Here is a 25944-nt window from a genome sequence, read left to right as displayed (position 1 = left end):
AAGCTGCCCCCACCGCCCGCTGGCCCGATGGAGACCTGCCATGACCGATCCGAACCGCATCACGCTGTATTACTCGCCGCAAAGCCGCGCCACCGGCACGCGGGTGCTGCTGGAGGAGCTGGGCGCGCCCTACGATCTGCACGTCCTCAACATGAAGGCCGGCGAGCAGCGTCAGCCCGCCTATCTCGCCATCAATCCGCTCGGCAAGGTCCCGGCGATCCGCCACGGCGATGCCCTGGTGACCGAGCAGGTCGCGATCACCATCCATCTCGCCGATCTCTTCCCGCAGGCAGATCTGACGCCCGCGCTGAACGATCCGCTGCGCGGTCCTTATCTGCGCTGGATCGCCTATTACGGCTCATCCTTCGAGCCGGCGCTGATCGACAAGTTCATGCAGCGCGAGCCGGCGCCGATCACGCAGTCGCCCTATGCCGACTACGACACCATGCTCGGCGCGCTGGAAGCGCAGCTGTCGAAAGGGCCCTATTTGCTCGGCGAGCGGATGACGGCTGCCGACGTGCTGTGGGGCGTGGCGTTCAGCTGGACCATGATGTTCGGCATCGTACCGAAGAAGGACGTGTTCGTCCGCTATGCCGAACGCATGACCGCGCGGCCTGCATTCCAGCGCATCAATGCGGCGGACGACGAGATGGCGGCGCTGCATGCGAAGGCGGTTGGGGGCTGAGCAGGCGCCTCATTCTCCGCTGTCGTCCCGGGCAAGCGTCAGCGCAGACCCGGGACCCATAACCACAGGAAGGTGTTTTGCGAAGACTCGGAGTTAGCAGCCCGGCGCGGTAACCACTCCCTGTGGTTATGGGTCCCGGATCGGCGCGCTTAGGGCGCGCTTGTCCGGGACGACAGCGAGAGAAATTTCAAAACCTCGGCGCTCTCTTCTCCGCGAACGCCTTGATGCCTTCCTTGATCTCGTCGCCGCGCATGCTGTCGCGGTGGCGCTGGTCGGCGGCGCGGTCATCGAGCTCGCCGCGGGCGAATTCGTTGATCGCGCGCTTCATGCCGCGCATCGCCTGCGGGGCATTGCCGGCGAGGATGTTGGCGAGCTTGTCGACCTCCTCGTCGAGGAATTCCACCGGTACCATCGCGGTGAGATAGCCGATGCGCAGCATCTCCGGCGCGCTGATCTTCTGCGCCGTCAGGAACAGCTTCTTCGCATTGTCGACGCCGAGCCGGGTGACGTAGCGTTTGATGCCGCTCCTGTAGTAATGCAGCCCGAGCCGCGCCGCCGGCATGAACATCTCGGCGGTGTCGACGCAGATGCGGAAATCGCAGGCGAGCGCGAGGTCGGTCGAGCCGCCATAGACGCCGCCGTTGAGCCGGCAGATCGTCGGCACGCCCAGATCCTCCAGCCGGTTGACGACTACCTCGAACGCAGAGCCCGCGCTCTGCTGCTCGTTGGCGCTGACGGCGCGCTCGGCGACCGAATTGAGGTCATACCCGGCCGAGAAGGCGCGTCCGGTGCCGGTCAGCACCAGCACGCGGATGGCTGGGTCGGCCTCGATCAGGTCGAACAGTCTGACGAGGTCGTCGAGGTCTTCGGCCTGCAGCCGGTTGAGATGTTTGGGCCGGTTGAGGCGGATGGTGGCGCGGGCGCCGTCACGTTCGAGCACGGGGCCGGTGGCTGCGTCGGTGATGTCCGACATTCTTGTCTCCTTTTATCTGTTTTCGAGCGCGCGGCGTTTCGCCTCGGCGTCGATGGTCTCGGCGAGATCGGGATGCCGTGCCATCAGCACGCGGAAGTCGACGAGGTCGAGCACCAGAAGCCGCGACACTTTCGTGGTCGAGACGTTGGCGCCGCGCTTGTTGTTGCCGAGCAGCGCCATCTCGCCGAAGAAGGCGCCTTCGCCGAGTTGGACCTTCTTGCCGGGCAGTTCGACCTCGACCTCGCCCGCGGCGATGAAATACATGCAATCGCCCTGCGCGCCCTTGCGAATGATCATGGTGCGCGCCGGCAGCTCCATGGTCCGCAGCATGTGGGTGACGTCAGCAATCGCAGCGGGCCCGAGCGCTGCGAAGAATGGCACCTTGCTGACGGATTCCCAGGTCTTGAGGAAATTGTCGCGCCGCGTCTCGGCGGCAAATCCGGTCGCCAAAATACCGGTCCAGAGGCCGAACACGCCGAGGCCGGAGATCATCACCGCGGCCGCCACGATGCGGCCGAGCGGCGTGACCGGCACGACGTCGCCGTAGCCGGTGGTCGTGAGTGTGACGACGGCCCACCACAGCGCGGCGGGCACGCTGCCAAAAGTCTGCGGCTGCACGTCCCGCTCCAGGAAATATTCGGCGACGGAGGCGAGGAAGACCACCATCAGGAAGATCACGAGCACGCTGACCAGCGGGCCCGATTCCAGCACCAGCACGCGGCGAAGCTGCCGCAGGCCGGGGATGCCAGGCACCACCTTCAGCACCCAGAGCACGCTGAGCAGCCAGGCCGTCTTCGGCTCGGCGCCGAAGAGAAGCGCGACCGGCACCGCCAGCGCCCCGATCGCATCGACCAGTCCGGCGGAGGAGGACATGTACAGCGAGAGCCGCCCCTGCTGCGTCATGTGGCGCAGCCGCACCAGCCATTCGAACACGAAATAGGCGAGGCAGGTCCAGAGCAGGGCGTTGAACCAGCCGTGCGCCTCCTGGGCGCGCTTGTCCGACAGCAACACCATGCTGAGCACGCCGACCGTCACAGCCACATAGGCCGCCTTGGTCATGTTGCGGCCGGCCGTGGCGGCCGCGAACTGGGCCAGAGCGGAAATCAGCGGCTTGGACATGCGGAAAGGCGGCTCGATCTTGAGACAAGTCTTCGGGTCCCGGCGGGGACGCCGGTGTCAAAGTGCCCGCCCGGGCGGGGGCCGTCAACGACGGGCAGGCTGGGTGAACGGCGCTGCTGCGCCTGCCGGTCCGTGCCGCCGTCGCTGGCGTGGTGCCTTACCTGAAATGCGGCGGCTCGTCGTAGCCACGGCGGCTGCTGAAGAACAGCAGCACCATCAGCCCGACGCCGACAATGACGGAAAACCCCGCGCCCAGTGCCAGCGCCACATAGCCTTCCGTCGGGATCGGCTCACCTTCGACCGCCATTGCGGAATAGGCGAAGTAGCCGGCCGCCGCCAGCATTCCCAGAAGGACCATGATGAGGAGTGCACGCATGCTGCGGTCTCCGGTTGCAACCGGAAACCAACGGTTGCAGATGGGCTGGGTTCCAGACGAGCGGTCGTCACGATCTCTCTCTCGTGCCCCGGGCGCAGCGCAGCACGGAGTGATGCGCTGCAGAGCCGGGGCTCATCCAGCGGCGCAAGCTGCGGTTCCTGGGTCCCGGCTCGGCGCCGCAACGCCTTCGGCACAGCGGCGGCGCCAACCGGCGCGGCCGTCAGGCGCTCTGGGCGGTCTTCACCACCACGACATTGCTGTCGTCGTGCTGGGCAGGGCCGCCGCCCTGAACCGTCTTCTCGGTTTCGCCGGCATGGCGTTTCAGATAGTCGCGGCGCATGCCGATCTCGTCGCGGACGAATTCGTAACCGAGCTTGAAGGTGTCGAGCCCGTCGGTACTGATCGTGCCGTCCCTGAGACCGATGACGGCGCCGCGCAAGATGCCCTCCAGCTCGTCCTGGAGACATTCGAGCTGGTCCAGAGAGTGGGCGTGCTCGATCCGCTCGCCGATGTCGAGGATGGCGGTGGAGAGCTCGCTGGCCTTCTCCGGCGCGATGCGGGTGATCTTGGCGTAGATCGCCGCGAAGATCGAGCCGATGACGCTGAGCGCGGCGGCGCCCAGATACATCAGGTCGCTGTACTTATCCATGAACGATTTGGTGTCGTCGTTGATGTAGTCGGCCGCCCCCTGGTGCGCCATCACGAAGGCGTCCTTCTCGGTCGAGGCCGGCTCAATTCTGCTGGCAAAGCCGTTGTCGAGCCCGAGCGCGGATTTGTTCTCGTAGATGGTGCGCGCCAGCTCGCCCGCCGTGGATGGGGACATCCTGGATTGCGTGACCAGCAGCCATTCGAGCCCGACCGTGTCGAGGTCGTCGTCGGGAATTTGCGGCGAGGTCGACAGCGTGCCTGCCGTCAGCGTCTCGCTGGAAATGCCCGGGAGCTTGCGCGCCAGCGCCTTGGCCTCGTCGATCGCGTTGAGCGTGAAGCCGCCGCGCTTGGCGACCTGCTCATAGGCCTTGTCGCGCACCGCCCTGGAGGCATGAACGATGGCGATCACCGCGCCAAAGCCGTTTGACGGCGCAAACAGCTTGTCGAGCGTCGTGCCCTGCGGCGCCATCTGGATCCTGGCGGCGTCCGGACCGTCGGGGATGTCGAGGATGCCGCGGACGAAGGCGAGGGAGGATTCGTTCTCGGCGAGAACGGCGACCTTCTTTTTCTTCAGCTCGGCGATCGACTTGATCTTCTTGTTGCCGGGACCGAGCAGAAGCACGAGGTCGTGCTCGAGGATCGCGAGCGTGCGCGCCCGCAGCGGCACCTTGGCGTCGGTACGCAGCACGGCAAGATCGGCCTGCTTGCGGTCGAACTGCGCGAGCGCCTTGGCGTTGTCGGCGTTGTTGACGACCTTGATCCGGAAGCGCGAGGCGTTGCTCTTCAGCAGGGCGGCGAGCTTTGCCGCGAACAGCGCCTCGTCGCTGTTGGGAGCGCCGACGGCAAAGGTCAGCGTCTCCGAATTGTGCAGCATGGCACGGCCGCCCCAGACGGTGGCGAGCGACAGCAGCAGGGTCAGCACGACGTAGAGGAAGACCTGTTGCTGATTGGTCTTGATCACCTTGGGGCGCCGCGGCGGCGGCTCGATCGGGGATGCGGTGGGGCCTTCAGTACTCATGGCAGCACTCTGGCCTTATTCTCCGGTGACGGACGGCTCGCGGACGTGATCGCGGCGGGCGCCCTGCAATTCCTAAACGTCTGAAAAAAGAATGATATTCTGTACCGGCAATGATAGCGCGCCGGGACCGGAACGCAAATTTCGAGCCGAGGGTAACCTTACTCGACGCGGACGCGGCGAAAGGTCATCCTATCACCGGTTAGCCACACTTGGCGATTTTCCGGTTCCCCCCGGCTGCATTCCGCCGCGGGAGATGTCATAAATCGAAGGTCCCGGCGATTTGACCGGTCCAAGAAGAAGTTGCGCTGAACGCTCCAATTTTTCTTGTCACCTCAATGAGGGCGTCGGCTTTGTCGTTTCCACCCATGTCATCGGCGATTCCGGTCGAAGCGCTCATTGGCTGGATGTTGCTGCTCACCTTCAAGCACATCATCGCCGATTTCGTTCTCCAGACGGCCTGGATGGCGCACGGCAAGGACCAGAAGCACGGCTGGGCCCTGCCGCTTCTGGTGCATTGCCTGATTCACCTTGCGGTTGCGCTGCCCTTGATCCTGATCGTCGCGCCGAAATTCTGGTTCGTGGCCTTTATCGACTTCGTGATCCACATCACGATCGACCGCGCCAAGGGACTGGTCTCGGCGAATTTCGGCGTCGACCTTGCGCATCCCTGGTTCTGGACCCTGATCGGCGTCGACCAGGCCCTGCACCATCTCACCGGCTTCGGCCTCTCCATCTTCATGGCGGCGAACTGAGGGGAGTGGCCTCGGGGCGACGGTCGGGCCTGTATGGTTCGAGACGGCGCTACGCGCCTCCTCACCATGAGGGGATAGTCTGTCAGCAGTTCCAGACCTCATCCTGTGAGGAGCCCGCCGAAGGCGGGCGTCTCGAAGGATGGCCGCGGAGAGCTCCCCGCCGCCTCCGATTCGCGGCCCACGCGCAAGCACCCCGGGTGACTACCGGGCAGCGTGGTTAACCTTTCATTAGAGAATTGCGCTGCATCTTCCGCACACGAGGGAGAACTGCAATGTTTTCAAGCCGCGACACTTTTGAGAGCGATTTCTGCCCGGTTCGCGACGAGCTCCTTGGCGAGATGTATCGCGCCAGCGAGGGTGGCCTGCCGAGGCTGGTTGAGAGTGTTTCTCCTGACGCGCGCGCCAGGCTGGCGCTGTTCTGCTATCGCCGCAGCCATCTGCACTCGTTGGCGGTCGCGATCGCAGGGAGCTGCAACGAGCGCGACCTGATCGAAAACGGCGGCCGCGTCGGCTCGACGCTCTATGCGCTGTCGCGCGAAGGCACGGCGAAATCCTCGCCGTCGCTATCGGGCGGGCGCAAGCCGATCACGCTGTCGACCAAGCCGCTCTCGGTGCTCGCACCGCTGGACGACGAAATCGACGACGAAATCGGCGAAGCCGTTCCGGCCTAACTTGCTTCGATAGCCGGAAGCCCGAACTTCCGCCGCGCCATCGCGCATTCGGCGTCGCCGGGCATGCAGGTGCGGCACACCTCCGGCCGCATCGCATAGATGCCGCATGCGGTCGCGTTTCCGATATCCCCTTGCAAGGCCGAACAGCGATCGCCCTCGCAACGCATGCCGGATTGGCGGTCGTTGACCAGCGCTTCCGGAATCGCGGCAAGCTCTTCGTCGCTCTCGATCGAGAAGCGCGGCCAGTTCGCCGAATAGCCGCAGCAGGCGCCGCAACTCTGGCAAAAGCTCGACAGATCGACGGGGGAGTTCTCTTCCATCGTCCTCACATGTCCTTGTCAGGTGTCTTTGGGCGGGCCCCAGACCAGGCTCTGCCGCCATCTCGCGCGCAGCACGTCGCGCCGCTCCGGATATCTCTCGTCGAGATAGTTGGCGTCGACCACGCGGTCGGTGCGGAAGCTGCGGAAGTCGCCGCGTAGCTCGCACCAGGCTGCCAGCAGGCGCACGGCTTCGAGGTAGCCGACCGAGATCGGCCAGATCATGCGCTCGCTGGCGCGGCCCTGCTCGTCGCGATAGCGCAGCATGATCTTCTTGCCTTCGTGGATCTGGGTGCGCGTGCGTACCATGTCCAGGCGGTCCGGCTCCCTGTTCCAGCTCGGCCGAGCCCGGCTCGCCGGCTCCAGCACGAAAGGACGCAGGCGCTCGGGCACGGTGTCGGCGATCTTGGCCATCAGATCTTCGGCCGCGCGCGCGAGTGCCGAATCGGCATGGCCGGCGACCCATTGGGCGCCCAGCACCGCCGCCTCGATCTCGTCGGGCGTCAGCATCAAAGGCGGGAGATCAAATCCCTTTTCCAGGATGTAGCCCATGCCGGCTTCACCGCGAATCGGCACGCGCTGGCCGATCAGCGTCGCGATGTCGCGATAGATCGTGCGCTTCGAGGTCTCGAGCTCGGCCGCGATGGCGTCCGCCGTCAGCGGCTTACGCGTGCGCCTCAGCACCTGGATGATTTGAAACAGCCGGTCGGCGCGTCTCATGCTGGTCCCTTGTCGGTGATCTTTTCAGAAAGCGGCGCGCTGCTGCTGACAGGATGTTGGCAGCAGGGAGGTTCTATACCGGGACAACACATCGACTGAAGAGGATTTGTCCATGATCATTCCGACCCATTTCGGCCCGGCTATTCCGATGTTGCGGGCACAGGCGTGGTCCGCATCGGCGTTCGGCCGCCTCGTTTCGCTCGATCTCATGGCCGTCGACCTCCGGTTTGCCCTTGCGAGCGTGGTGGCACGCCCGCTGATCCAGGCTGCGGACGCGCTGGTCCGCCATGTGATGGGCCGTGCCTGGCGGGGGGCCCGTTTCGCAGAAGATATCACGGCTGCTGCCACCATGGTGGCAGCAGCCCGGCACTAGGTTCCGTCAACTCTTTCGGTGGTTCAGGAGAAGCTTTCATGATCACGCTCTACGGATTTGGCACCGGCTTCGGCCTGCCGGAAATCAGCCCCTTCGTCACCAAGACGGAGGTGCAGCTCAAGATGGCGGGACTGCCCTACCGGAAGGAGCGGGCCATGCCGCCCGCCTCGCCCAAGGGGCAGCTGCCCTTCATCGACGATGGCGGCGAGGCGGTGGCCGATTCCACCTTCATCCGCGCCCATATCGAGCGCCGATACGGCTTTGATTTCGATGCCGGGCTGTCGCTGACCGACCGCGCGCAGGCCTGGGCGTTCGAACGGATGATCGAGCACCACATCTACTGGGGGCTGGTCGGGGCGCGCTGGGTCGATCCGGTCAATTTCGCCAAGGGGCCCGCGCATTTCTTCGACGGCGCACCGGAGCACAACCGCGAGAAACTGCGCGAGGATGCGCAATTCCGCGTCGCCGAGAACTATCTGCTCTCGGGCCTCGGCCGCCATGGGCCCGATGACGATGTCGAGCTCGCTGTGCGCTCGCTGTTCGCGCTCTCGGTGCAGCTCGGCGACAAATCCTATCTGATGGGCAACAAGCCCTGCGGCGTCGACGCCACCGCCTTCGGTATGCTCGCCGGCATCCTCTCGCCGTTCTTCGAATCGGCCCTGCGTGAGCGTGCCGAGGGCTTTCCGAGCCTCACCGCCTATGTCGATCGCATGATGGACAACTACTACCCCGAATTCGCCTGGACCCCGCTGCGGCAGGCGGCTTGAGGCCGCCGTATCCGCGGGCTCGGTGCCCCTCTCCCGCAAGCGGGAGAAGGGGCGCACCGGCGCCTGGGGCCCGCAGCTCGATCTCAAATCCGAAAAACAAAAGAGCCGGCCCATCGGGCCGGCTCTCGTTGTCTCTCAACTTTCGCCGTGTCTATTTCACCAGCGAGTACTTGCCGTTCTTCACCGTCAGCAGGATGCGCGAGCGGTCGTCGAGGCCGTAGCGGTCCTTTTCGGTGAAGTTGTAGACGCCCTGGCTCGCCGCCAGCTCCTTCTCCGTCAGCAAGGCCTGGCGGATCGCTTCGCGGAATTCCGGCGTACCGGGCTTTGCGGTCTTCAGCGCGGTCGGGATGATGCGCTTGAGGATCTCAAAGGCGTCGTAGGAATGGCCAGCGAACTGGCTGCGGCTGTTCGGGCCGTACTTTGCCTCATACGCGGCGTTGAGCGCGAGACCCGGCTTCTTGGTGGCGGCTTCGTCCGGCTGGTCCTCGGGGTCCATCACCGGACCCGACGCCATCAGCACGCCTTCGGCCGCTTTGCCGGCGATGCGGATGAAATCCATGCTGGCGGCGCCGTGGGTCTGGTAGATCAGGCCCTGATAGCCGCGTTCGCGCAACTCGGTCTGCGGCAGCGCGGCCGCGGTGCCCGACGCGCCGACCAGGATCGCATCCGGGTTGGCGGCGACCAGCTTCAGCACCTGTCCGGTCACCGACGTATCGGGACGGGCGAAGCGCTCCTCGTCGACGATGGTCATGCCCATCGGCACGGCCTGGGCTTTAAGGTCGTTGAACCAGAGATCGCCATAGGAGTCGGAATAGCCGATATAGCCGAGCGTCTTCACGCCCTTGCTCTTCATGTGCTCGTACAGCACCTTGCCCACGATCGGGATCGGCTGCGGCATCGCCACCGACCACTTCATGCGCTCGGGCGTGATCGGGAAGGGCGCCAGGCCGAAATGCGGAATGCCGGCTTCGTTGGCGACGTTGGAGACCGCGATCGTCGGCGGCGTCAGCGCCGAGCCCATGATGATGTCGGCCTTGGATTCGGTCACGAAGCGGCGGGCGTTGGTGGTCGCGGTGGTGGGATCGCCGCCGTCGTCGAGCACGATCACCTTCAGCGGCACGCCGCCGATTTCCTTCGGCACGAATTCCAGCGCGTTGCGCTCGGGAATGCCGAGCGCGGCGCCGGGGCCGGTCGTGGTGGTGGTGATGCCGATGGTGATTTCGCTGGTCTGGGCCAGCGCGGGCAGCGCCGGCAGGGCAAGCGTCGCCGCGGTGATGGCGGCGGTCAAGTAAAAGCGTTTCATCTATTCCTCCCTTTACGTGTTTCTTTGAAAGCAGAAATCGGGGGGTAATTCAGCCCCCTCTTTTGGCGATGCGGCGATTAGCTCCGGACTTAACTCCCCGTGAATTTGGCTACCATTTCCGCCGGGAACGGTGCCGATTTCAGCTTGTCGGGGTTAACGGGATCGCGACCGACCAGGACGCGGGTCTCAAAACCCTCGATCGCCAGCGCGTCACCCTTGTAGACGTTGTGCTTCACCTCGAAGCTCGAACGCTTGATGCTCTCGATCTTCGTCTCGATGGTGATCCAGTCGCCATAGGTCGAGGGGATGTAGAACTTGGACCGCGTGTCGACCATCGGGATGCCCACCAGGCCGTATTTGCGGACCAGATCCTGCTTGGAGAATCCGGCGACCTCGAACAGGGTCGAGGTCGAATCGTCGAACATCGCGAAATAGCGCGGGTAGTAGACGATGTTGGCGGGGTCGCAATCGCCCCACTGGATCTGTACGTCGCGCCGGTTCACGAACATGTGTCGCGCGCCTTATTTCGGTGCCATGCGCAGCGAGCCGTCGAGGCGCACCACTTCGCCGTTCAGGTAGGAGTTCTCGACCATGTGCAGCGCGAGCGCGGCGAACTCGTCGGCATGGCCGAGCCGGCGCGGGAAGGGGATCGCGGCGGCGAGCGAGTCCTGGGCTTCCTGCGGCAGGTTCGCGAGCAGCGGGGTCAGGAACAGGCCGGGCGCGATGGTCAGCACGCGGACGCCGAACTGCGCCAGCTCGCGCGCGATCGGCAGCGTCATGCCGACGATGCCGCCCTTGGAAGCCGAATAGGCGGACTGACCGATCTGGCCGTCATAAGCGGCGACGGAGGCCGTGTTGATGATGACGCCGCGCTCGCCGGTCGCCTGCGGCTCCAGCTTGGACATCTCGGTCGCGGCCAGGCGCAGCATGTTGAAGGTGCCGATCAGATTGACCTTGATCACCTTGTCGAAATCGGCGAGCGCCATCGGGCCGTCGCGGCCGACGACGCGCTTGGCAACGCCGATGCCGGCGCAATTGACCAGCACGCGCGGCGCGCCAAGAGCCTTGGTCGCCTGCGCGATCGCAGCTTCAGCGGAAGCGGCGTCGGAGACGTCGCAGGTAATCGCCACGCCCTTGATCTCGGCGGCAACGGTCTCGGCGAGCTTGGCATTGAGATCGCAGACCGCGACCTTGGCGCCCTGCGCCGCAAGTTTTCGCGCGGTGGCGGCGCCAAGCCCCGATGCGCCGCCGGTGACGATGGCTGCCTGATCTTTCAACAACATGGCGTTCTCCTGTGGCTTATGTCCGGGTTAGCCGACCGATATCACACGGTCCGACGGATTGGCAGCGTAGAGCTCCTCGATCAATTCGGTGCGGTGCTCGAGCACGGCGCGCTGGTTGATCGAGCCCTTGTCGGTGACTTCGCCCTTGTCGATCGAGAGCGGCGCGTCCATCAGGATCGCGCGCGTGATCCGGGTCGAGGAACCCGTGGCTTGGCTGAGGAAACGGGTCAGGCGCTCGCGAAAAGCCTCGCGCACCAGCCGGTCGCGCGTTGCGACGACGAGATCGTCGGTCGGCAGCGTCGGATTGATCAGCCGGCAGCCGTCGAGGTCGAGCACGACCAGCGCCGAGACCTCGTCACGATTGATGCCGGCGATGACGACGTCGCGCACCAGCGGGGCGCAGGCCGCCGTGAGGCGCGCGCGCAGCGGGCCGACGCTGACCCAGGTGCCGCTGGCGAGCTTGAAGTCTTCACCGACACGGCCGTCGAAATCGAAGCCTGCGTTGAGATCATCGGGATCGGCGGGCTTGAGCGCATCACCCATCATGTAAAATCCTTCCTCGTCGAAGGATTTTGCGCTGATGTCGGGCTGGCGCCAGTAGCCGGGCATGACGTTCGGCCCCTTGGCGCGCACTTCCAGCTTGCCGTTGTTCGGCACCAGTTTCGCGTCATTGCCCGAAACAGGCAGGCCGACATGGCCGGAGCGGCTGGTGCGCGGATTGACCGACATGAAGAACGGCGCGGTCTCGGTCGCACCGAGCCCGGTCAGCATCGGAACCCGATAACCTTTTTCCTTCACCGCGAGCTCGTCGAGGCTGTTCCAGATGAATGGCGACAGCGCGGCGCCGGAGAAGAACATCGCGTGCAGCCGGTCGAAGAACTTTGCGCGCAGGCCCTGGTCGTCGCGCAAATAAGGCAGCAGCGATTCATAGCCCTTGGGCACGTTGAAATAGACCGTCGGCGAAATCTCCTGGAGATTGCGCACGGTCTCCTCGATGCCGCCGGGCATCGGCTTGCCGGCGTCCAGATACATCGAGCCGCCGTTATAGAGCGTCAGGCCGATATTGTGGTTGCCGCCGAAGGTGTGATTCCAGGGCAGCCAGTCGATGATGACGGGCGGCTCGTCCTTGAGGAAGGCGAGCGTCTCGCGCAGCATTACCTGGTTGGCGCAGATCATGCGCTGGGTGTTGATGACGGCCTTGGGATTGCCGGTCGAGCCCGAGGTCAGCAGGAATTTCGCGATCGTGTCGGGGCCGATCTTGCCGTGGACATCGTCGAGATCGCTGCGGATCGGCGTTGCCATGAGGTCGGCGAGCAGGGTGACGTCGCGGCCTGGCACCTCGCCGTAGGACGCGGCGATCTCGGTCCCGAGCGAGACGTTGGCGGCAAGCGCATCGGCGAACTTGTCGGCATCCTCGGCGAAGACAAGGCCGGGCGTCAGCAGCTTCATCAGGTAAGAAAGCTTGCCGTAATCCTTCGACACCAGCGAGTAGGCCGGCGACACCGGGCAGAACGGAATACCGGCATAGAACGCGCCGAACGCCAGCAATGCGTGGTCGATCGAATTGCCGGAGAGGATGACGACCGGCCGCTCCGCCGACAGGCCGCGCGCAATCAGGCCGGACGCAATGTGACGGCTCGCGACCAGCAGCTCGGCGTAAGTGATCTTGCGCCAGCCGCGGCCGCCTTCGCGCTCGGCCATGAAGACGCGGTCCGGCGTGGTGCTGGCCCAGTGATGCAGGCGGTCGGTGAGGCGAACGGGATAGTCGCCGAGCGCCTGTTTCGGCCGCAGGTAAATCGTGCCGTCGTCGCGGCGTTCGATGTCGACGACGGGATCGCCGAATGAAATGGGCCGCAGCGGGAAAGTGCTCGCGCCGCGCTCCATGCTGGAAGAGGACGGCTGCGCGCTCATGACTTGGGCTTTACCTTTGCGGTCTTGTGTTCGAGGAATTCGCGGATCCTGCGCTTTGCCTCTTTGTCGCTCTGTGCGACGGTCGCCATCAGCGATTCCATCAGCAGGCCGGTCTGCGGATTGGCCTCCGCGATCATCGGCAGCGCCTGGAGCACGGCGAAGTTCGTCAGCGGCGCGTTGGAGGCGACCTTGGTCGCAAGCTCCATCGCCTTGCCGAGCCCGTTGCCGGCCTCCGTGACATATTGCGCGAAGCCGTAGGAGGCGCCTTCGGTCGCGCTGTAGACGCGGCCCGTCAGCATCATGTCCATCATCCGGGCGACGCCGATCAATCGCGGCAGCCGCACCGAGCCGCCGCCGCCGACGAAGATGCCGCGCTGTCCCTCCGGAAGCGCGAAATAGGTCGAGGGCTCGGCGACGCGGATATGCGCCGAGCAGGCAAGTTCCAGCCCGCCGCCGATCACGGCGCCCTTCAGCGCCGCGATCACGGGGACGCGGCTGTACTGGATGCGGTCGAACACCCGGTGCCACATCTGGGAATGCAGCAGGCCGCCGGTCGCGTCATGCTCGGTCAGCTCGGAGAGGTCGAGGCCGCTGGAGAAATGGTCGCCGATGCCGTGGATGACGACCGCGCCGATATCCTCGGGCAGGGACGCAAAACACTCGCCGATTTCCAGGATGATGCCGTCGTTGAGCGCATTGCGCTTGGCCGGCCGGTTCAGACCCACGGTCAGAACCCGGTCCGCCCTCTCGATCCTCAATAGCCCGGAGGCGCCCGCGTCAGCGGTCTCGGCGTTTCCCTGTGTCATTTGCGTCCTTGTCAGAATAGTTATGTTGTATAACGAATTTCGGGGGAGTCAAGGTGGGGCGGCAGAATGCTGCTCCGCACACAATGTCGTCCCTGCCTAGCGCGCACGGGACACCGGGACCCATAACCCCAGGGAGAGATCTGGCGGAGACCCATTGTTCGGTACTCCGACCGCCGGCAACCGATAGATCACGCGGTATGGGTCCCGGCTTTCGCCGGGACGACGAGCGGAGAGCGTTGAAAGGCCGCCGCCCTTCACATCACCTGATGCACGTCGATCACGACGCGATCCGCATGGCGCGCGGCTGAGCCGACGAAGATGTGCTGCATCAGCCAGCGATAGTTCTCGTGCCCGGTCTCGAACCGCGGCACGGTGCGGAAATAGATCAGCTTGGGATCGACCGGCTCGCCGCGCTTGAGCTTCTGCAGCAGCTCGACCGGTCCGAAGCGCATGCCCTTGTTCTCGACATAGACAATGGCGCCGTCGTCGGTCTCGAAGGCGTACTTCGCCTCCAGGTCGATCAGCTCGTTGGGGCGGATGGTCTGGAAGTCGGCGCCGAACGGCAGCACCTTGCCTGATATCGCGCCCGTGACCTCACCGCCGATGATCGGGATGATGCGGCGAACGCCGATGCCGGTCTCGCCGGCGGTGACGACCTCGCCGATTTTGGCGGTGATGGTGAAGACGTACTTCGTCTCGAGCGTCGGTGTCGTCATCGCTTCACCCTGTCAATTCGCCATCATCCGCGTCGGCAGCCAGGTCGCCAGCAGCGGGAAGGCGATCAGGATCACGAGGCGGATCAGGTCGGTGACCACGAACGGAATTACGCCCTTGAAGATCGTGGAGAAGGACACGTCCTTCACCACGCTCTTGATGACGAAGACGTTCATGCCGACAGGCGGGTGGATCAGGCCGAGCTCGACGGTCATGACGATGATGACGCCGAACCAGATCGGGTCGAAGCCGAGATGCGTGATGACGGGGAAGATGATCGGCACGGTGAGGATGATCATCGCCATGGCGTCCATCAGGCAGCCGAGCACGAGATACATCACCATGATCAGCGCCAGCACGCCGTAGCTGCCGAGACCGAGGCCGGTGAGGAATTCGGTCACTTTCTGCGGCGTCTGCGTCACCGTGAGGAAATAGCCGAAGATCAGCGCGCCGATCAGCACGGTGAAGACGGCGGCCGCGGTGCGCGTCGCCTGGAGCAGCGAGGCCAGGATCTTCTCGCGGTCGAGGCGGCCCGTCAGCACGCCGATGATGAACGCGCCGGCGGCGCCGACGCCGCCCGCCTCCGTCGGCGTGAAGCGCGGCAAATAGGGCAGGCCGTAGAGCCCGCCGATCACGAAGATGAACAGCAGCACCGGCGCCCAGATCTCCTTCAGGCCGGCAAAGCGCTCGCGCCACGGCGTCACCTTGCCCTTGGGCAGGAAGTCGGGACGAAAATAGCCGATCAGGAAGATCGTGATCATGTACATGCTCATCGCCAGCAGGCCCGGGATGATGCCGGCGATGAAGAGCTTTCCGATGTCCTGCTCGGTGATGATGCCGTAGACCGCGAGCACCGTGGAGGGCGGCAGCATCGCGCCCAGCGTACCGCCCGCCGCGATCACGCCGGTGGCGAACGATTGCGGATAGCCGAAACGGCGCATCTCGGGATAGGCGACGGCCGAGAAGGTCGCGGCGGTCGCAACCGACGAGCCGCAGATCGCGGCAAAGCCGCCGCAGGCGCCGACGGTGGCGATGCCGAGGCCGCCGCGCAAATGCCCGACGAAACCGTTGGCGGCGCGGAACAGCTCGCGGCTCATGCCGGAATTGGACACGAACGAACCCATCAGCAGGAACATCGGGATGACGCCGAAGGTGTAGTCGGTGACCGTGCGCATCGAGGTCTGGCCGACCAGCTTCAGGGCGGCCGTCCCGTTGACGAGATAGGCGAAACCGGACACGCCGACGAGGCCCATGGCCATGCCGACGGGCACGCGCAGCAGCATCAGGACAAACAGGGAAACGAAGCCGATTACGGCGACGGCATCGGTGCTCATGATTACTCCGTCGCCTTCAATTTGGGATCGTGCATATCTTCGGGGTGGAAGATCAGGCGGTAGGTGCGGATCGCGATCAGCAGCACGGCGCAGACGTCGCCGACCCAGGCGATCGCGAAGAACGGCCAGGTCGGCATGTGCATGTCGAAGGTCAGGACATTGTCGTTGTAGGTGCCGCGCACCTTGTCGAACAGCGTCCAGGTCTGCACGGTCACGACGAACAGCAGCACCAGGGTTGCGAACACGTCGATCCAGCGCTGATGGCGCGGCCCGACATTGCCCCAGACCAAGTCCACCGTGATGTGGGTGCCGCGATAGGAGGTCGCGGCGATGCCCCAGAAGATGAGGATGCCGAGCAGCATGCGGCCGATGTCGAACGAATCAGGGATCGAATAATTCAGCGTGTTGCGGAGCAGCACCGACAGGAAGATGTCGAGCGCGACGATGCCGACGAAGCCGGCCGCGATCCATTCGATCGTGTCGATGATGCGGTCCATCCAGGAGCGCTTCATGGGTGTGTCCTATCGAGTGTCGTCATTCTCGCTCTCGACTCCGGCGGCGGCTCTTGCCTCTCCCCGCGTGCGGGGAGAGGCCGCATCGCATCGGAGATGCGATGCGGGTGAGGGGACTCTCCGCGAGTCCATCTGTCACTCTTTTTGCGGACGCAGCCCCTCACCCCAACCCTCTCCCCGTAAGGACGGGGAGAGGGGGAGGAAGGACCGATCGCGTCGCGGCGTCACTCCGCCAACGCGTTGTACTTCTTCAGCGACGCCTTCAGCTCGCTAAGCGCCGCGTCCGGATCGGCGCCGGCCTTCTTGGCGCCCTCGGACCAGGTCTTCACCAGCGGCTCGGCGGCCTTCTTCCAGACGGCGGTCTGCTCGGGCGCCAGCTTGTAGACCTCGTGGCCGGATTCCGCCTTCACCTTGTCGATGCCCGCATCCTCGAACTTGCCCCAGTGCTCGCCGACCACGCCCGCCATTTCGACCGAGCAGTTCTTGTCGATCGCGGCCTTCTGCTTGTCGGACATCGCGTTGTACTTGTCCTTGTTGATCACGAACACGAAGGTCGTGGTGTAGAGCGGCGCCTCCATGTCGTATTTGGTCACCTTGTCGATGCCGAACAGCACCAGGGAACCCCAGGGGAAGGTGACGCCGTCGGCGACGCCGCGCTCGATGATGTCGCGGACCTCAGGCGCCGAGGACTGCACATTGGTGCCGCCGAGCGAGGTCACGAAGTTCGCCATGGTGGCATGCGCAGGGCGGATCTTCATGCCCTTTACGTCTTCAGGCAGCACGATCTTCTTGGTCTTGGAATGGAAGGAGGAGGGCGAGTGGACGAAGGCGAGACAGTATTTGACGTCCTTCATCTCCTTCTCGGCATATTTGCGATACCAGGCGTCCAGCCCCATCGAGCCGCCCTTGGCGTCCGAGATCAGGAACGGCAGCTCGCCGGCGCCGACGATCGGGAAGCGGCCGGGCTGGTAGCCGGGATTGACATAGGTGACGTCGGCGATGCCGTCGCGCGCCATGTCGTAATGGTCGAACGCCTTGCCGAGCTGCTGGGCCGGAAACACCTTGCCCTTGATGGTGCCGCCGGAATCCTTCTCGACCGCGGCAGCCCAGTCTTCCAGCGACTTCTGCAGCGGATGCGAAGCCGGCACCCAGTGCGAGATCTTCAAATCGAAGGTCTTGTCCTGCGCGAAGGCAGGCGTCACGCTTGCGGCCAGCAGCAACGCCAGACAGGCTTTCCTCATCACACGTCTCTCCCTGTTTTCGACGGCGGGCTTCGATGGCCCGGTCTCGTTAATTAACATGTTATCTAATCGGCCGGCGCGTTCAAGCCGGAACTGGCGCGGCCGTCTGCGTCAGCCATGCTGCATGGATTTGTCGCTGCCCGGCGACGGCCCTCCCCTTTTGCCCAACCGTTATATGATATAATTATCGTGCGCGGAGCAACGCGACAAGCGAGCCGCGAGCAAAGCCTACAGGATCGGAAGGAGCAAGTATTGCGGACAAAAGTCGCAATCATCGGGGCCGGACCGGCCGGATTGTTGCTTGGGCAACTGCTGCACGCTTACGGCATCGACAATGTCATTCTGGAGCGGCAGAGCCCGGATTACGTGCTCGGTCGCATCCGCGCCGGTCTGCTCGAGGAGGGAACCGTCGCGCTGCTCGATCAGATCGGCGCCGGGGCGCGGGCGCATGCCGAAGGCCTGGTGCATGAAGGCATCGAGCTCGCCTTTTCCGGCCGCCGTCACCGCATCGACATGAAGGGTGCGACCGGCAAGACGGTCATGATCTACGGCCAGACCGAGGTCACGCTCGATTTGATGAATGCGCGGAAGGCCGCCGGTCTGATCTCGGTTTATGAGGCCAAGGACGTTCAGCCGCATGATTTCGACGGCAGTCACCCGCGCGTAACCTGGGAGAAGGACGGCGTCACCCACACGCTCGATTGCGACTTCATCGCCGGCTGCGACGGCTTTCACGGCGTCAGCCGCGCCAGCGTTCCGACCTCGGCGATCGAGGAGTTCGAGCGGGTCTATCCCTTCGGTTGGCTCGGCATCCTGTCGGAGACGCCGCCGGTCAGCCATGAGCTGATCTACTCCAACCACGCGCGCGGCTTTGCGCTTTGCACCATGCGCTCGACCAGACGCAGCCGCTACTATGTGCAGTGTTCGCTCGACGACCATGTCGACCAATGGCCGGACGACCGCTTCTGGGACGAATTGAAGCGCCGGCTCGACCGGGAGGCGGCCGACAGCCTCGTCACGGGCCCCTCGATCGAGAAGAGCATTGCGCCCCTGCGCAGCTTCGTCGCCGAGCCGATGCGCTTCGGCCGGCTGTTCCTGTGCGGGGACGCCGCCCACATCGTGCCGCCGACCGGCGCCAAGGGACTGAATCTCGCCGCCAGCGACGCACATTATCTGTCGGGCGCGCTGCGCGAATTCTACGACGAGAAATCCAGCGCCGGCATCGACGCCTATTCCACCACGGCGTTGGCACGCGTCTGGAAGGCCGTGCGCTTCTCCTGGTGGATGACCTCGATGCTGCACAAATTCCCCGACACCGGCACCATCGGCGCGCGCATCCAGCTCGCCGAGCTCGACTACGTCACGCAGTCGCAGGCCGCGATGACGTCGCTGTCGGAGAATTATGTGGGGTTGCCGTTTTAAGACAGTCCGTAGGGTGGGCAAAGGCGCTCTTGCGCCGTGCCCACCACCTTCCCATGATTGCGAACGCGCGTGGGCACGCTTCCCTTTGCCCACCCTACGGCGCCGTCATTGTGGCGCCTTCCGTTTCAAACACTCGCGCAAATTCCGTTTGAAACTTTGTAATTGATGCAACCGTCACGTCTATCGCGTTCAATGCCGGCGACCAGCAACGCGAGACCGCCATGACCTCTCCCGACATCCCCACCGGCTTCGAGCCGCATTTCCGCAAAGCGCCGCTCACCGATCCCTGGGAGCCGCTCTATTCGAAGAAGTCCGACAAGGGCGTCACCGTGGGGCTGCGTCTGGCGACGCCGCACACCAACGCGCGCGGGCTGATTCACGGAGGGCTGATCGCCGCGCTGGCCGATGCCGCCATGGGCTATAGCTGCGCCCAGGCAACGGGCTGGACCACGTCGTTCGTGACGATCTCGCTGTCGGTCGACTATGTCGGCGCCGCCGAGATCGGCCAATGGCTCTCGGTCGAAGGTGAGGCGATCAAGACCGGCTCTACGATCTGTTTTGCACAATGCCTGGTCAAAGCCGACGATGCCGTGATCGCGCGCGCCAGCGGCACGTTTCGGGTGGTGCCGAAGAAGGGGTGACGCTCTCGCTCTCCGTGTCCCGGACGCGGTGCGGCGCGAAGTGCCGCTCCGCAGAGCCGGGACCCATGTCTCGGCATGATATCGCGCCGCCTTCTGGGCCCCGGCTCGGCATCGCATCACTGCGTGCTGCGATGCGTCCGGGGCACGAGAGCTACCCAAACCTCCACTCCGCCGTCTCCACCACGAGATCGACGAACGCGCGCACCTTGGCCGAGAGCAGGCGCGAGGTCGGGTAGATGATGTGGATCGGCAGCGCCGGCTGCTCGTATGTCGCCAGCACGATTTTCAGCCGTCCGCGCTTCAGCCCCTCGGCGGCCTGATAGGCCAGCACGCGCGTCACCCCGCCGCCGGCTTCGGCATATTGCAGGGCGGCGTCGGCGCTGTTGCTGATGAAGCGGGGCGATGGCGTGACCTCGATGTCGCGGCCGTCGTGCACGAAGTGCCAGCTGGCGAAGGGCCCGAACTGAATGGTCTGGTGTCCGAGCAATGCGTCCGGCGTCTTCGGCTCGCCGTGGCGCTTCAGATAGCCCGGCGTCGCCACCACGATCCGCCGCATCTCGCCGACCTGGCGCGCCACCAGCGAGGAATCGGCGAGATGACCGATCCGCACCGCGACATCGACGGCGTCCTCCACGAGATTGACGAGATGGTCGGACAAGCGCAATTCCCCGCCGACCTCGGGATAGCGCTTGAGATAGTCGGTCATGACCGGCCCGACATGCAGCCGGCCGAAGCCGACCGGGGCCGATACCACCAACCGTCCGCTCGGCCGGTGGCGCTCCTCCCGCGCCGAGCCGTCGGCCTCCTCGACATCGGCGAGGATGCGCCGCGCGCGCTCCAGATAGCGCGAGCCGACGTCGGTCAATCTCACCTGCCGGGTGGTCCGCTGCAGCAGCCGGGCGCCGAGATGCTCCTCCAGCGCCGCGATCAGCCGCGTTACCGCCGAGGGCGACAGGTGCAGCTTGCGCGCCGCCGGCGCAAAGCCGCGCAGATCGGCAACGGTGACGAAGACGTGCATGGCTTCGAGGCGGTCCATCTCATTATTGCATATATCGCAACGATGAAGTGTCAAGCGGGTAGATTGTTTTGGTTGGCGAAAGGTCCATTTTAGCGGGCGAAGACGCAGCGATGCGCCGGAATTAGGAGATGTTCCGATGACGACAGCAACCCGCACCTATGCCAGCGACGTGGCCTTCACTCCCGCGGTGAAGGAGATCCAGGCGCGCAAGGGTTCGCGCGAGGCTTATGGCCGCGTCGAGCAGCGCGGCTGGCGCACCGAGGTCGATGAAAACCTCGAGGCCTTCCTCACTGAGGCCAACAGCTTTTACTTCGCCACCGCGTCGGCGGACGGCCAGCCTTACATCCAGCACCGCGGCGGCCCGAAGGGCTTCCTCAAGATCCTCGACAAGCAGACGCTCGCCTTTGCCGACTATGCCGGCAACCAGCAATATCTGACGCAGGGTAACCTGTCGGAGAATCCCAAGGCCTACATCTTCGTGATGGACTACGCCCATCGCCGCCGCGTGAAGATCTGGGGCGAGGCGCGCGTCGTCGAGGACGACGAGGCGCTGACGACGTCGCTAATGCCGAAGGGCTACCGCGCCCGGCCGGAGCAGGTGATCCTGTTCAAGATCGCGGCCTGGGACACCAACTGCCCGCAGCACATTCCGCAGAAGTTCGACGCAGGCGATGTGGCAGCGGCGTTGGCGGTGAGGGACGCGAGGATTGCAGAGTTGGAGGCCGAGGTGGCGGCGTTGAAGGGCGGTAAGGTGACAGGAGCTACGTAACGCCGCGCGCTTACCCTCCCCTGGAGGGGGAGGGTCGGTCGCGCGGAGCGCGAGCGGGGTGGGGTGATCTCTCAACACGGGCAGTGTTCTACGCGGAGGGACCGTCACCCCACCCCGCTTCGCACATCGCTGCGCTCTTTGCGAAGCGACCCTCCCCCTCCAGGGGAGGGTAAGAATCAGATCACGCTCTCACCTTCGTGCTGGAAGCCGAGATAGCTGGCCGCAACCCGCTCGTTCGCGGCGATATCGCTGGCCTTGCCGGAGAGCACGAACTCGCCGAGCTCCATCACATAGGCCTGGTCCGCGATCTTCAGCGCGGCCTGCGCGTTCTGCTCGACCAGCAGCACCGAGACGCCGCTGGCGCGGAGTTCGGTGACGATGCGGAAGATGTCGGCGACGATGATCGGGGCGAGGCCGAGGCTCGGCTCATCCAGCATCAGCAGCTTCGGCTCGCCCATCAGCGCGCGCCCCATCGCGAGCATTTGCTGCTCGCCGCCGGAGAGCGTGCCGGCGAATTGCTTGCGGCGCTCCTTGAGCCGCGGAAACAGCGTGTAGACGCGTTCCATCGAGGCTTTCGCCTTGCTTCGCTCGATGCGGAAGGCGCCGAGCTCGAGATTGTCCTCGACATTCATGGTCACGAACAATTCGCGGTGCTCCGGGACGAGGCCAAGCCCCATCGCGACGCGGTCCTCGATGTCGAGCCTGGCGAGATCCTGGCCGGCAAAAGTGACCCGGCCTTTCAGCGGCAGGATGCCCATGATGGCGGAGAGCAGCGTGGTCTTGCCGGCGCCATTGGCGCCGACGATGGTAACGATCTCATTCGCGCCGACCTCGAGCGAGACCGAGCGCACCGCCTCGACCTTGCCGTAGGCGACATGGGCGTCGGTGACCGACAACAGCGCGCTCATGCCGCCACTCCGAGATAGGCCTTGATCACTTCGGGATTGGTCTTGATCGTGGCGGGGGTGCCTTCGGCGATCTTGGTGCCGAAATCGAGCACCACGATGCGGTCGGCGAGGTTCATCACGAAGCCCATGTCGTGCTCGACCAGGAGGACGCTCATGCCGCCGTCGCGCAAGTCGCGCAGCAGCTTGGCGAGCTGCTGCTTCTCCATGTGGCGCAGGCCGGCGGCCGGTTCGTCGAGCAGCAGCAGCATCGGATCGACGCAGAGCGCGCGGGCGATCTCGACGATGCGCTGCTGGCCGAGCGAGAGGCTGCCTGCGAGCTGGTGCATCTGGTCGGCAAGGCCGACGCGCTCGATCTGGCGGGCGGCCTCCGCGAGCAGTTTGGCCTCGTCGGCGCGGTCGAGCCGCAGCATCGAGGCGATCGGCCCGGAATGGCCGCGCAGATGCGCTCCGATCGCGACGTTCTCCAGCACGGTCATGTCAGGGACCAGCTTCACATGCTGGAAGGTCCTGCTGATGCCGAGCTTGACGATCTCCTGCGGCGGCGCCTTGTCGACCTTCTTGCCGAGCACCGAGACCGAGCCTGACGTGGCCGACAGCACGCCGGTGATCAGGTTGAAGGTCGTGCTCTTGCCGGCGCCGTTCGGGCCGATCAGCGCGACGATCTCACGAGCCTGGACGTCGAAGGAGACGTTGTTGACGGCGACCACGCCGCCGAACTGTTTTCGCGCCTTGTCGACCTGGAGCAGGATGTTGGACTCGCCGGGCGCGCGCGGACGCTGCTCCAGCTTCAGAGAGGTGTCCGGCTTCTTGCCGCTGGTCCGCTCCGGCAGGAACGACATCAGCCACGGCCAGAGGCCGCCGGGCGCAAGTTGCAACAGCGCCACCAGCATGATGCCGAACACGATGGTCTCGACCTGGCCGGAACCGGGCAGGATCAGCGGCAGATAGCTCTGCAGCACCTCTTTCAGGACCACGACGATCGCCGCGCCCAAAACGCCGCCCCAGACATAGCCGGCGCCGCCGACCACCGCGATGAAGAGATATTCGATGCCGGCCTGCGCGCCGAACGGCGTCGGGTTCACCGCGCGCTGGAGATGCGCGTAGAGCCAGCCGGAGAGGCCGGCGAGCACGGCGGCATGGATGAACACCAGCAATTTGGCGCGCGGCGTGTGCACGCCGAACGCCTCGGCGGCGACATGGCCGCGCCGTAGCGCGCGGATGGCGCGTCCGGTGCGGGAATCCAAGAGGTTCATCGTCAGCAGCGCCGAGACGATCACGGCGACCCAGATCGCGTAATAGATCGAGCCGGGCGAGAGCATCTTGAACGTGCCGATCGACAGTGGCGGGATCGCCGAGATGCCGTCGTTACGGCCGAGAAACTCCAGCTTGCTGAAGAGATAGAACAGCCCGAGCCCCCAGGCGAGCGTGCCCAGCGGAAGATAATGGCCGGAGAGACGGACGGTGATCAGCCCGAGCAGCACCGCCAGCGATCCGCTGACCAATAGCGACAGCGGCAGCGTCAGCCAGGGCGACAGGCCGTAGGCCGTCGACAGCACCGCGGTGGTGTAGGCGCCGAAGCCGACGAAGGCTGCCTGTCCGAACGAGGTCAGGCCGCCGACGCCGGTCAGCAGCACGAGGCCCATCGCGACGAGGGCCGCGAGGCCGATATTGTCGAGCAGCACGATCCAGAACGGCGGCATGCCGGGGACGAACGGGATCACGGCCATGACGGCTGCGAAGACGATGATGGGAAGGCGGCTCTGCATTTCAGCCTCAGTCCTTCTCTTCTTCGACGGCGGGCGCGGCGAGCGAGCGCAGCAACAACACGGGGATCAGCAGCATGAAAACGATCACCTCCTTGTAGTTGGAGGCATAGAAGGACGAGAACGCCTCGACGAGGCCGACGACCAGCGCCGCGGCGGCGGTGAGGGGATAGCTGACGAGGCCGCCGATGATGGCGGCGACGAAGCCCTTCAGGCCGATCAGGAAGCCGCTGTCATAGTAGAGCGTCGTGATCGGCACGATCATGATGCCTGACAACGCGCCGATGACGGATGCCAGCAGAAAGGCGATCTGCCCCGACAGCGTGGTGCGGATGCCGACGAGCCGCGCCCCTAACCGGTTCACGGCGGTTGCGCGCAGCGCCTTGCCGTAGAGTGTCAGGCCGAAGAACAGCCAGAGGGCGACGATGAAGGCGATGGTGATGCCGTAGACGGTGAGGCTCTGGCCGGTGAAGCGCAGCGAGCCCGCGGTGAACGCGCCGGACAGCACGGCAGGTCCGCGCTGGCCTTCGGCGCCGAAGAACAGCAGGCCGAGGCCCTGCAGTGCCAGATGGACGCCCACGGATGCGATCAGCAGCACCAGCACGGAGGTGTGTGCCAGCGGCTGGAATGCGACGCGGTAGAGATAGAGGCCGATCATCGCCACGATCATCAGCGACAGCGCGATCGAGACCGCGACCGGCGGCTTCTGGGCTGCGAAGTAAACCGTCAGCGCCAGCACGATGGCTGGCAGCACGATATTGGTGAGGGCGCTGCGCACGATCAGGCGGCCGTGCAGCGCCTTGCGCGCGACGAACAGGTCGAAGGCGAAAGCGCCGATGCCGAGCGCCAGCGCGAGCTTTGCCGTGCCCGGCATCTGGCCTGCGGCCAGCGAGGCGTAGGTCAGCGCGCCATAGGTGACGAATTCGCCCTGGGGAATGAGGATGACGCGGGTGACGGCGAACACCAGCACCAGCGCCAGGCCGAGCAGCGCATAGATCGCGCCATTGGTGATGCCGTCCTGCACCAGGAACAGCATGATGGTGGTATTCAAGACCGGACGCTCCCCCTAAAGATTACGGACCGGTCCCCTCGATCGCGGTGGACGGTCCGCTCACAGCCATTGAAAAACGCATGCGATATTTGATATGGTCCATAACAATTATCAAATATAACATCAAGGGCGGGAACGATCCCTCCCGAATTTAGCGGGATTACGAGCACGAGGCGATGACCGTTTCCAAAGCCGCTGAAAAGTCCTCCGAAAAGCCTGCCGACTCGGCCAAGGGCCGCAAGGACGCGGCCGAGGTGCAAGGCCAGGGGGCTGCTGGCGAAGCGCTCCAGCTTGGCGAGCTCTCGGAACAGCTCGGCTATGTGCTGAAGCGGGCGCAGCTCAAGGTGTTCGAGAACTTCCTGCGCTGCATGGCCTCGCTCCAGCTCACGCCGGCGCAGTTCTCCGTGCTGCTGCTGGTCGAGAAGAATCCCGGCCGTAACCAGACCGAGATCGCCTCCACCCTCGGCATTCTCAGGCCGAACTTCGTGGCCATGCTCGACAATCTCGAGAGCCGCGACCTTTGCGCGCGGATCCGCTCCACCAACGACCGCCGCTCGCACATCCTGGTGCTGACCGACAAGGGCAAGGCGGTGCTGGCCCGCGCCAAGAAGCTGGTCGCCACCAAGCACGAGGCCCGGCTGAACGAGTTGCTCGGGCAGGCCAACCGCGAAGCCCTGATCGCGATGCTCGCGAAGGTCGCGAACGAGTTCTGAGGCGGCGCTCCACGTCCGCGTCATGCCCAGGCTTGGCCCGGTGTCCACGTTTTTGGGCAGCGAGGGAAGGCGTGGATGGCCGGGTCAAGTGTTTAGCCCGGACAGATCACTGACGGGTGTTCGGAGACATAGCTGA

At 64.9% G+C, this 25944-nt stretch carries 28 protein-coding genes; 9 read left to right on the top strand and 19 right to left on the bottom strand.

Annotated elements, in window-relative coordinates; all coding sequences use genetic code 11:
• Window positions 1–40 precede the first annotated feature (40 nt).
• Window positions 41–685, top strand: coding sequence for a glutathione S-transferase family protein (locus XI04_RS16310; protein ID WP_097668313.1), 645 nt, complete (start codon window positions 41–43; stop codon window positions 683–685).
• A 187-nt stretch (window positions 686–872) separates the two neighbouring features.
• Here XI04_RS16310 and XI04_RS16305 read toward each other — a convergent pair whose 3' ends face one another.
• From XI04_RS16305 to XI04_RS16290, 4 genes are all read right to left on the bottom strand, one after another.
• Window positions 873–1658, bottom strand: coding sequence for an enoyl-CoA hydratase/isomerase family protein (locus XI04_RS16305; RefSeq protein ID WP_097668314.1), 786 nt, complete (start codon window positions 1656–1658; stop codon window positions 873–875).
• 12 nt (window positions 1659–1670) lie between these two features.
• Window positions 1671–2777: a cyclic nucleotide-gated ion channel gene (locus XI04_RS16300; RefSeq protein ID WP_028142159.1), complete on the bottom strand. Its 1107-nt coding sequence runs from the start codon at window positions 2775–2777 to the stop codon at window positions 1671–1673.
• A 157-nt stretch (window positions 2778–2934) separates the two neighbouring features.
• Window positions 2935–3153: a hypothetical protein gene (locus XI04_RS16295; protein ID WP_028142158.1), complete on the bottom strand. Its 219-nt coding sequence runs from the start codon at window positions 3151–3153 to the stop codon at window positions 2935–2937.
• Between the two features lie 220 nt (window positions 3154–3373).
• Window positions 3374–4819: a TAXI family TRAP transporter solute-binding subunit gene (locus tag XI04_RS16290; protein ID WP_028142157.1), complete on the bottom strand. Its 1446-nt coding sequence runs from the start codon at window positions 4817–4819 to the stop codon at window positions 3374–3376.
• A 404-nt stretch (window positions 4820–5223) separates the two neighbouring features.
• Here XI04_RS16290 and XI04_RS16285 point away from each other — a divergent pair, with 404 nt between their 5' ends.
• The gene (locus XI04_RS16285) at window positions 5224–5571 is read left to right on the top strand and encodes a DUF3307 domain-containing protein (protein WP_049801962.1); all 348 of its coding nucleotides are present in this window, start codon (window positions 5224–5226) and stop codon (window positions 5569–5571) included.
• A 272-nt stretch (window positions 5572–5843) separates the two neighbouring features.
• On the top strand, window positions 5844–6242 hold the full coding sequence (locus XI04_RS16280; RefSeq protein ID WP_028142155.1) for a hypothetical protein: 399 nt from the start codon (window positions 5844–5846) through the stop codon (window positions 6240–6242).
• Here the strand turns inward: XI04_RS16280 and XI04_RS16275 are convergent.
• Both XI04_RS16275 and XI04_RS16270 read right to left on the bottom strand, forming a co-directional pair.
• A complete protein-coding gene (locus XI04_RS16275) occupies window positions 6239–6562 on the bottom strand; it encodes a YkgJ family cysteine cluster protein (protein ID WP_028142154.1) in 324 nt (107 codons plus the stop codon). The two genes, XI04_RS16280 and XI04_RS16275, sit on opposite strands and share 4 nt — an antisense overlap.
• Window positions 6563–6580: 18 nt before the next feature.
• Entirely contained in the window at window positions 6581–7279 is a 699-nt protein-coding gene (locus tag XI04_RS16270; protein ID WP_026202551.1) for a helix-turn-helix transcriptional regulator, read from the bottom strand.
• Window positions 7280–7391: 112 nt separating this feature from the next.
• Here XI04_RS16270 and XI04_RS16265 point away from each other — a divergent pair, with 112 nt between their 5' ends.
• Both XI04_RS16265 and XI04_RS16260 read left to right on the top strand, forming a co-directional pair.
• Window positions 7392–7652 (top strand): hypothetical protein, encoded by a 261-nt coding sequence (locus tag XI04_RS16265; protein ID WP_018321420.1) that lies wholly within the window; start codon window positions 7392–7394, stop codon window positions 7650–7652.
• Window positions 7653–7690: 38 nt separating this feature from the next.
• Window positions 7691–8419 carry a glutathione S-transferase family protein gene (locus tag XI04_RS16260; RefSeq protein WP_271609565.1) on the top strand — a complete coding sequence of 243 codons (729 nt, stop codon included), beginning with the start codon at window positions 7691–7693 and terminating at the stop codon, window positions 8417–8419.
• A 151-nt stretch (window positions 8420–8570) separates the two neighbouring features.
• Here the strand turns inward: XI04_RS16260 and XI04_RS16255 are convergent, their stop codons facing one another.
• The 9 genes from XI04_RS16255 to XI04_RS16215 form a co-directional block, all read right to left on the bottom strand.
• On the bottom strand, window positions 8571–9722 hold the full coding sequence (locus XI04_RS16255; protein ID WP_038950093.1) for an ABC transporter substrate-binding protein: 1152 nt from the start codon (window positions 9720–9722) through the stop codon (window positions 8571–8573).
• An 89-nt stretch (window positions 9723–9811) separates the two neighbouring features.
• Window positions 9812–10231 (bottom strand): acyl-CoA thioesterase, encoded by a 420-nt coding sequence (locus XI04_RS16250; protein ID WP_028142151.1) that lies wholly within the window; start codon window positions 10229–10231, stop codon window positions 9812–9814.
• Window positions 10232–10243: 12 nt separating this feature from the next.
• Window positions 10244–11005 (bottom strand): SDR family NAD(P)-dependent oxidoreductase, encoded by a 762-nt coding sequence (locus XI04_RS16245; RefSeq protein WP_028142150.1) that lies wholly within the window; start codon window positions 11003–11005, stop codon window positions 10244–10246.
• A 27-nt stretch (window positions 11006–11032) separates the two neighbouring features.
• Window positions 11033–12916 (bottom strand): feruloyl-CoA synthase, encoded by a 1884-nt coding sequence (locus XI04_RS16240; RefSeq protein ID WP_028142149.1) that lies wholly within the window; start codon window positions 12914–12916, stop codon window positions 11033–11035.
• The gene (locus XI04_RS16235; RefSeq protein ID WP_028142148.1) at window positions 12913–13722 is read right to left on the bottom strand and encodes a crotonase/enoyl-CoA hydratase family protein; all 810 of its coding nucleotides are present in this window, start codon (window positions 13720–13722) and stop codon (window positions 12913–12915) included. The genes XI04_RS16240 and XI04_RS16235 overlap by 4 nt, the downstream gene beginning before the upstream one ends.
• Before the next feature lie 254 nt (window positions 13723–13976).
• Window positions 13977–14438 carry a DUF3237 domain-containing protein gene (locus tag XI04_RS16230; RefSeq protein WP_271611065.1) on the bottom strand — a complete coding sequence of 154 codons (462 nt, stop codon included), beginning with the start codon at window positions 14436–14438 and terminating at the stop codon, window positions 13977–13979.
• Between the two features lie 12 nt (window positions 14439–14450).
• Window positions 14451–15770: a TRAP transporter large permease gene (locus tag XI04_RS16225; RefSeq protein WP_038950089.1), complete on the bottom strand. Its 1320-nt coding sequence runs from the start codon at window positions 15768–15770 to the stop codon at window positions 14451–14453.
• Window positions 15771–15772: 2 nt separating this feature from the next.
• Complete coding sequence (locus XI04_RS16220) at window positions 15773–16282, bottom strand: TRAP transporter small permease (RefSeq protein ID WP_018321429.1); 510 nt, start codon at window positions 16280–16282, stop codon at window positions 15773–15775.
• 224 nt (window positions 16283–16506) lie between these two features.
• Complete coding sequence (locus XI04_RS16215; RefSeq protein ID WP_028142145.1) at window positions 16507–17523, bottom strand: TRAP transporter substrate-binding protein; 1017 nt, start codon at window positions 17521–17523, stop codon at window positions 16507–16509.
• 252 nt (window positions 17524–17775) lie between these two features.
• Here XI04_RS16215 and pobA point away from each other — a divergent pair, with 252 nt between their 5' ends.
• The gene (gene pobA / locus XI04_RS16210) at window positions 17776–18945 is read left to right on the top strand and encodes a 4-hydroxybenzoate 3-monooxygenase (protein WP_271609564.1); all 1170 of its coding nucleotides are present in this window, start codon (window positions 17776–17778) and stop codon (window positions 18943–18945) included.
• Window positions 18946–19166: 221 nt separating this feature from the next.
• Complete coding sequence (locus tag XI04_RS16205; RefSeq protein ID WP_028142143.1) at window positions 19167–19586, top strand: PaaI family thioesterase; 420 nt, start codon at window positions 19167–19169, stop codon at window positions 19584–19586.
• Window positions 19587–19737: 151 nt separating this feature from the next.
• Here the strand turns inward: XI04_RS16205 and XI04_RS16200 are convergent, their stop codons facing one another.
• Window positions 19738–20622, bottom strand: coding sequence for a LysR family transcriptional regulator (locus tag XI04_RS16200; protein ID WP_271609563.1), 885 nt, complete (start codon window positions 20620–20622; stop codon window positions 19738–19740).
• A 118-nt stretch (window positions 20623–20740) separates the two neighbouring features.
• Here XI04_RS16200 and XI04_RS16195 point away from each other — a divergent pair, with 118 nt between their 5' ends.
• The gene (locus XI04_RS16195) at window positions 20741–21373 is read left to right on the top strand and encodes a pyridoxamine 5'-phosphate oxidase family protein (protein ID WP_097668317.1); all 633 of its coding nucleotides are present in this window, start codon (window positions 20741–20743) and stop codon (window positions 21371–21373) included.
• 176 nt (window positions 21374–21549) lie between these two features.
• Here the strand turns inward: XI04_RS16195 and XI04_RS16190 are convergent, their stop codons facing one another.
• Genes XI04_RS16190 through XI04_RS16180 form a run of 3 tightly spaced genes read right to left on the bottom strand, consistent with a single transcriptional unit; the run spans window position 21550 to window position 25095 of the window.
• Window positions 21550–22281, bottom strand: a complete 732-nt coding sequence (locus tag XI04_RS16190) for an ABC transporter ATP-binding protein (RefSeq protein WP_028142140.1) — start codon at window positions 22279–22281, stop codon at window positions 21550–21552.
• Window positions 22278–24047: a branched-chain amino acid ABC transporter ATP-binding protein/permease gene (locus XI04_RS16185; RefSeq protein WP_049806666.1), complete on the bottom strand. Its 1770-nt coding sequence runs from the start codon at window positions 24045–24047 to the stop codon at window positions 22278–22280. The genes XI04_RS16190 and XI04_RS16185 overlap by 4 nt, the downstream gene beginning before the upstream one ends.
• Before the next feature lie 7 nt (window positions 24048–24054).
• A complete protein-coding gene (locus XI04_RS16180; protein WP_028142139.1) occupies window positions 24055–25095 on the bottom strand; it encodes a branched-chain amino acid ABC transporter permease in 1041 nt (346 codons plus the stop codon).
• Between the two features lie 176 nt (window positions 25096–25271).
• Between XI04_RS16180 and XI04_RS16175 the strand changes: the two genes are divergently transcribed.
• A complete protein-coding gene (locus XI04_RS16175) occupies window positions 25272–25808 on the top strand; it encodes a MarR family winged helix-turn-helix transcriptional regulator (protein WP_028142138.1) in 537 nt (178 codons plus the stop codon).
• Window positions 25809–25944: the final 136 nt, after the last annotated feature.

This window comes from Bradyrhizobium sp. CCBAU 11430, assembly GCF_028128855.1.
GTDB lineage: Bacteria > Pseudomonadota > Alphaproteobacteria > Rhizobiales > Xanthobacteraceae > Bradyrhizobium > Bradyrhizobium ottawaense.
The sequence above is the reverse complement of the archived record's forward strand: the minus strand, read 5'-3'. Positions and strand labels throughout refer to the sequence as shown.

Coding starts and splice junctions, on each gene's coding strand:
- XI04_RS16230 (WP_271611065.1), bottom strand. CDS start 14,438: ATGACGACACCGACGCTCGAGACGAAGTACGTCTTCACCATCACCGCC.
- XI04_RS16300 (WP_028142159.1), bottom strand. CDS start 2,777: ATGTCCAAGCCGCTGATTTCCGCTCTGGCCCAGTTCGCGGCCGCCACG.
- XI04_RS16265 (WP_018321420.1), top strand. CDS start 7,392: ATGATCATTCCGACCCATTTCGGCCCGGCTATTCCGATGTTGCGGGCA.
- XI04_RS16190 (WP_028142140.1), bottom strand. CDS start 22,281: ATGAGCGCGCTGTTGTCGGTCACCGACGCCCATGTCGCCTACGGCAAG.
- XI04_RS16295 (WP_028142158.1), bottom strand. CDS start 3,153: ATGCGTGCACTCCTCATCATGGTCCTTCTGGGAATGCTGGCGGCGGCC.
- XI04_RS16175 (WP_028142138.1), top strand. CDS start 25,272: ATGACCGTTTCCAAAGCCGCTGAAAAGTCCTCCGAAAAGCCTGCCGAC.
- XI04_RS16225 (WP_038950089.1), bottom strand. CDS start 15,770: ATGAGCACCGATGCCGTCGCCGTAATCGGCTTCGTTTCCCTGTTTGTC.
- XI04_RS16260 (WP_271609565.1), top strand. CDS start 7,691: ATGATCACGCTCTACGGATTTGGCACCGGCTTCGGCCTGCCGGAAATC.
- XI04_RS16275 (WP_028142154.1), bottom strand. CDS start 6,562: ATGGAAGAGAACTCCCCCGTCGATCTGTCGAGCTTTTGCCAGAGTTGC.
- XI04_RS16270 (WP_026202551.1), bottom strand. CDS start 7,279: ATGAGACGCGCCGACCGGCTGTTTCAAATCATCCAGGTGCTGAGGCGC.
- XI04_RS16185 (WP_049806666.1), bottom strand. CDS start 24,047: ATGCAGAGCCGCCTTCCCATCATCGTCTTCGCAGCCGTCATGGCCGTG.
- XI04_RS16195 (WP_097668317.1), top strand. CDS start 20,741: ATGACGACAGCAACCCGCACCTATGCCAGCGACGTGGCCTTCACTCCC.
- XI04_RS16205 (WP_028142143.1), top strand. CDS start 19,167: ATGACCTCTCCCGACATCCCCACCGGCTTCGAGCCGCATTTCCGCAAA.
- XI04_RS16280 (WP_028142155.1), top strand. CDS start 5,844: ATGTTTTCAAGCCGCGACACTTTTGAGAGCGATTTCTGCCCGGTTCGC.
- XI04_RS16235 (WP_028142148.1), bottom strand. CDS start 13,722: ATGACACAGGGAAACGCCGAGACCGCTGACGCGGGCGCCTCCGGGCTA.
- XI04_RS16240 (WP_028142149.1), bottom strand. CDS start 12,916: ATGAGCGCGCAGCCGTCCTCTTCCAGCATGGAGCGCGGCGCGAGCACT.
- XI04_RS16255 (WP_038950093.1), bottom strand. CDS start 9,722: ATGAAACGCTTTTACTTGACCGCCGCCATCACCGCGGCGACGCTTGCC.
- XI04_RS16200 (WP_271609563.1), bottom strand. CDS start 20,622: ATGGACCGCCTCGAAGCCATGCACGTCTTCGTCACCGTTGCCGATCTG.
- XI04_RS16310 (WP_097668313.1), top strand. CDS start 41: ATGACCGATCCGAACCGCATCACGCTGTATTACTCGCCGCAAAGCCGC.
- XI04_RS16290 (WP_028142157.1), bottom strand. CDS start 4,819: ATGAGTACTGAAGGCCCCACCGCATCCCCGATCGAGCCGCCGCCGCGG.
- XI04_RS16245 (WP_028142150.1), bottom strand. CDS start 11,005: ATGTTGTTGAAAGATCAGGCAGCCATCGTCACCGGCGGCGCATCGGGG.
- XI04_RS16215 (WP_028142145.1), bottom strand. CDS start 17,523: ATGAGGAAAGCCTGTCTGGCGTTGCTGCTGGCCGCAAGCGTGACGCCT.
- XI04_RS16250 (WP_028142151.1), bottom strand. CDS start 10,231: ATGTTCGTGAACCGGCGCGACGTACAGATCCAGTGGGGCGATTGCGAC.
- XI04_RS16220 (WP_018321429.1), bottom strand. CDS start 16,282: ATGAAGCGCTCCTGGATGGACCGCATCATCGACACGATCGAATGGATC.
- XI04_RS16305 (WP_097668314.1), bottom strand. CDS start 1,658: ATGTCGGACATCACCGACGCAGCCACCGGCCCCGTGCTCGAACGTGAC.
- XI04_RS16285 (WP_049801962.1), top strand. CDS start 5,224: ATGTTGCTGCTCACCTTCAAGCACATCATCGCCGATTTCGTTCTCCAG.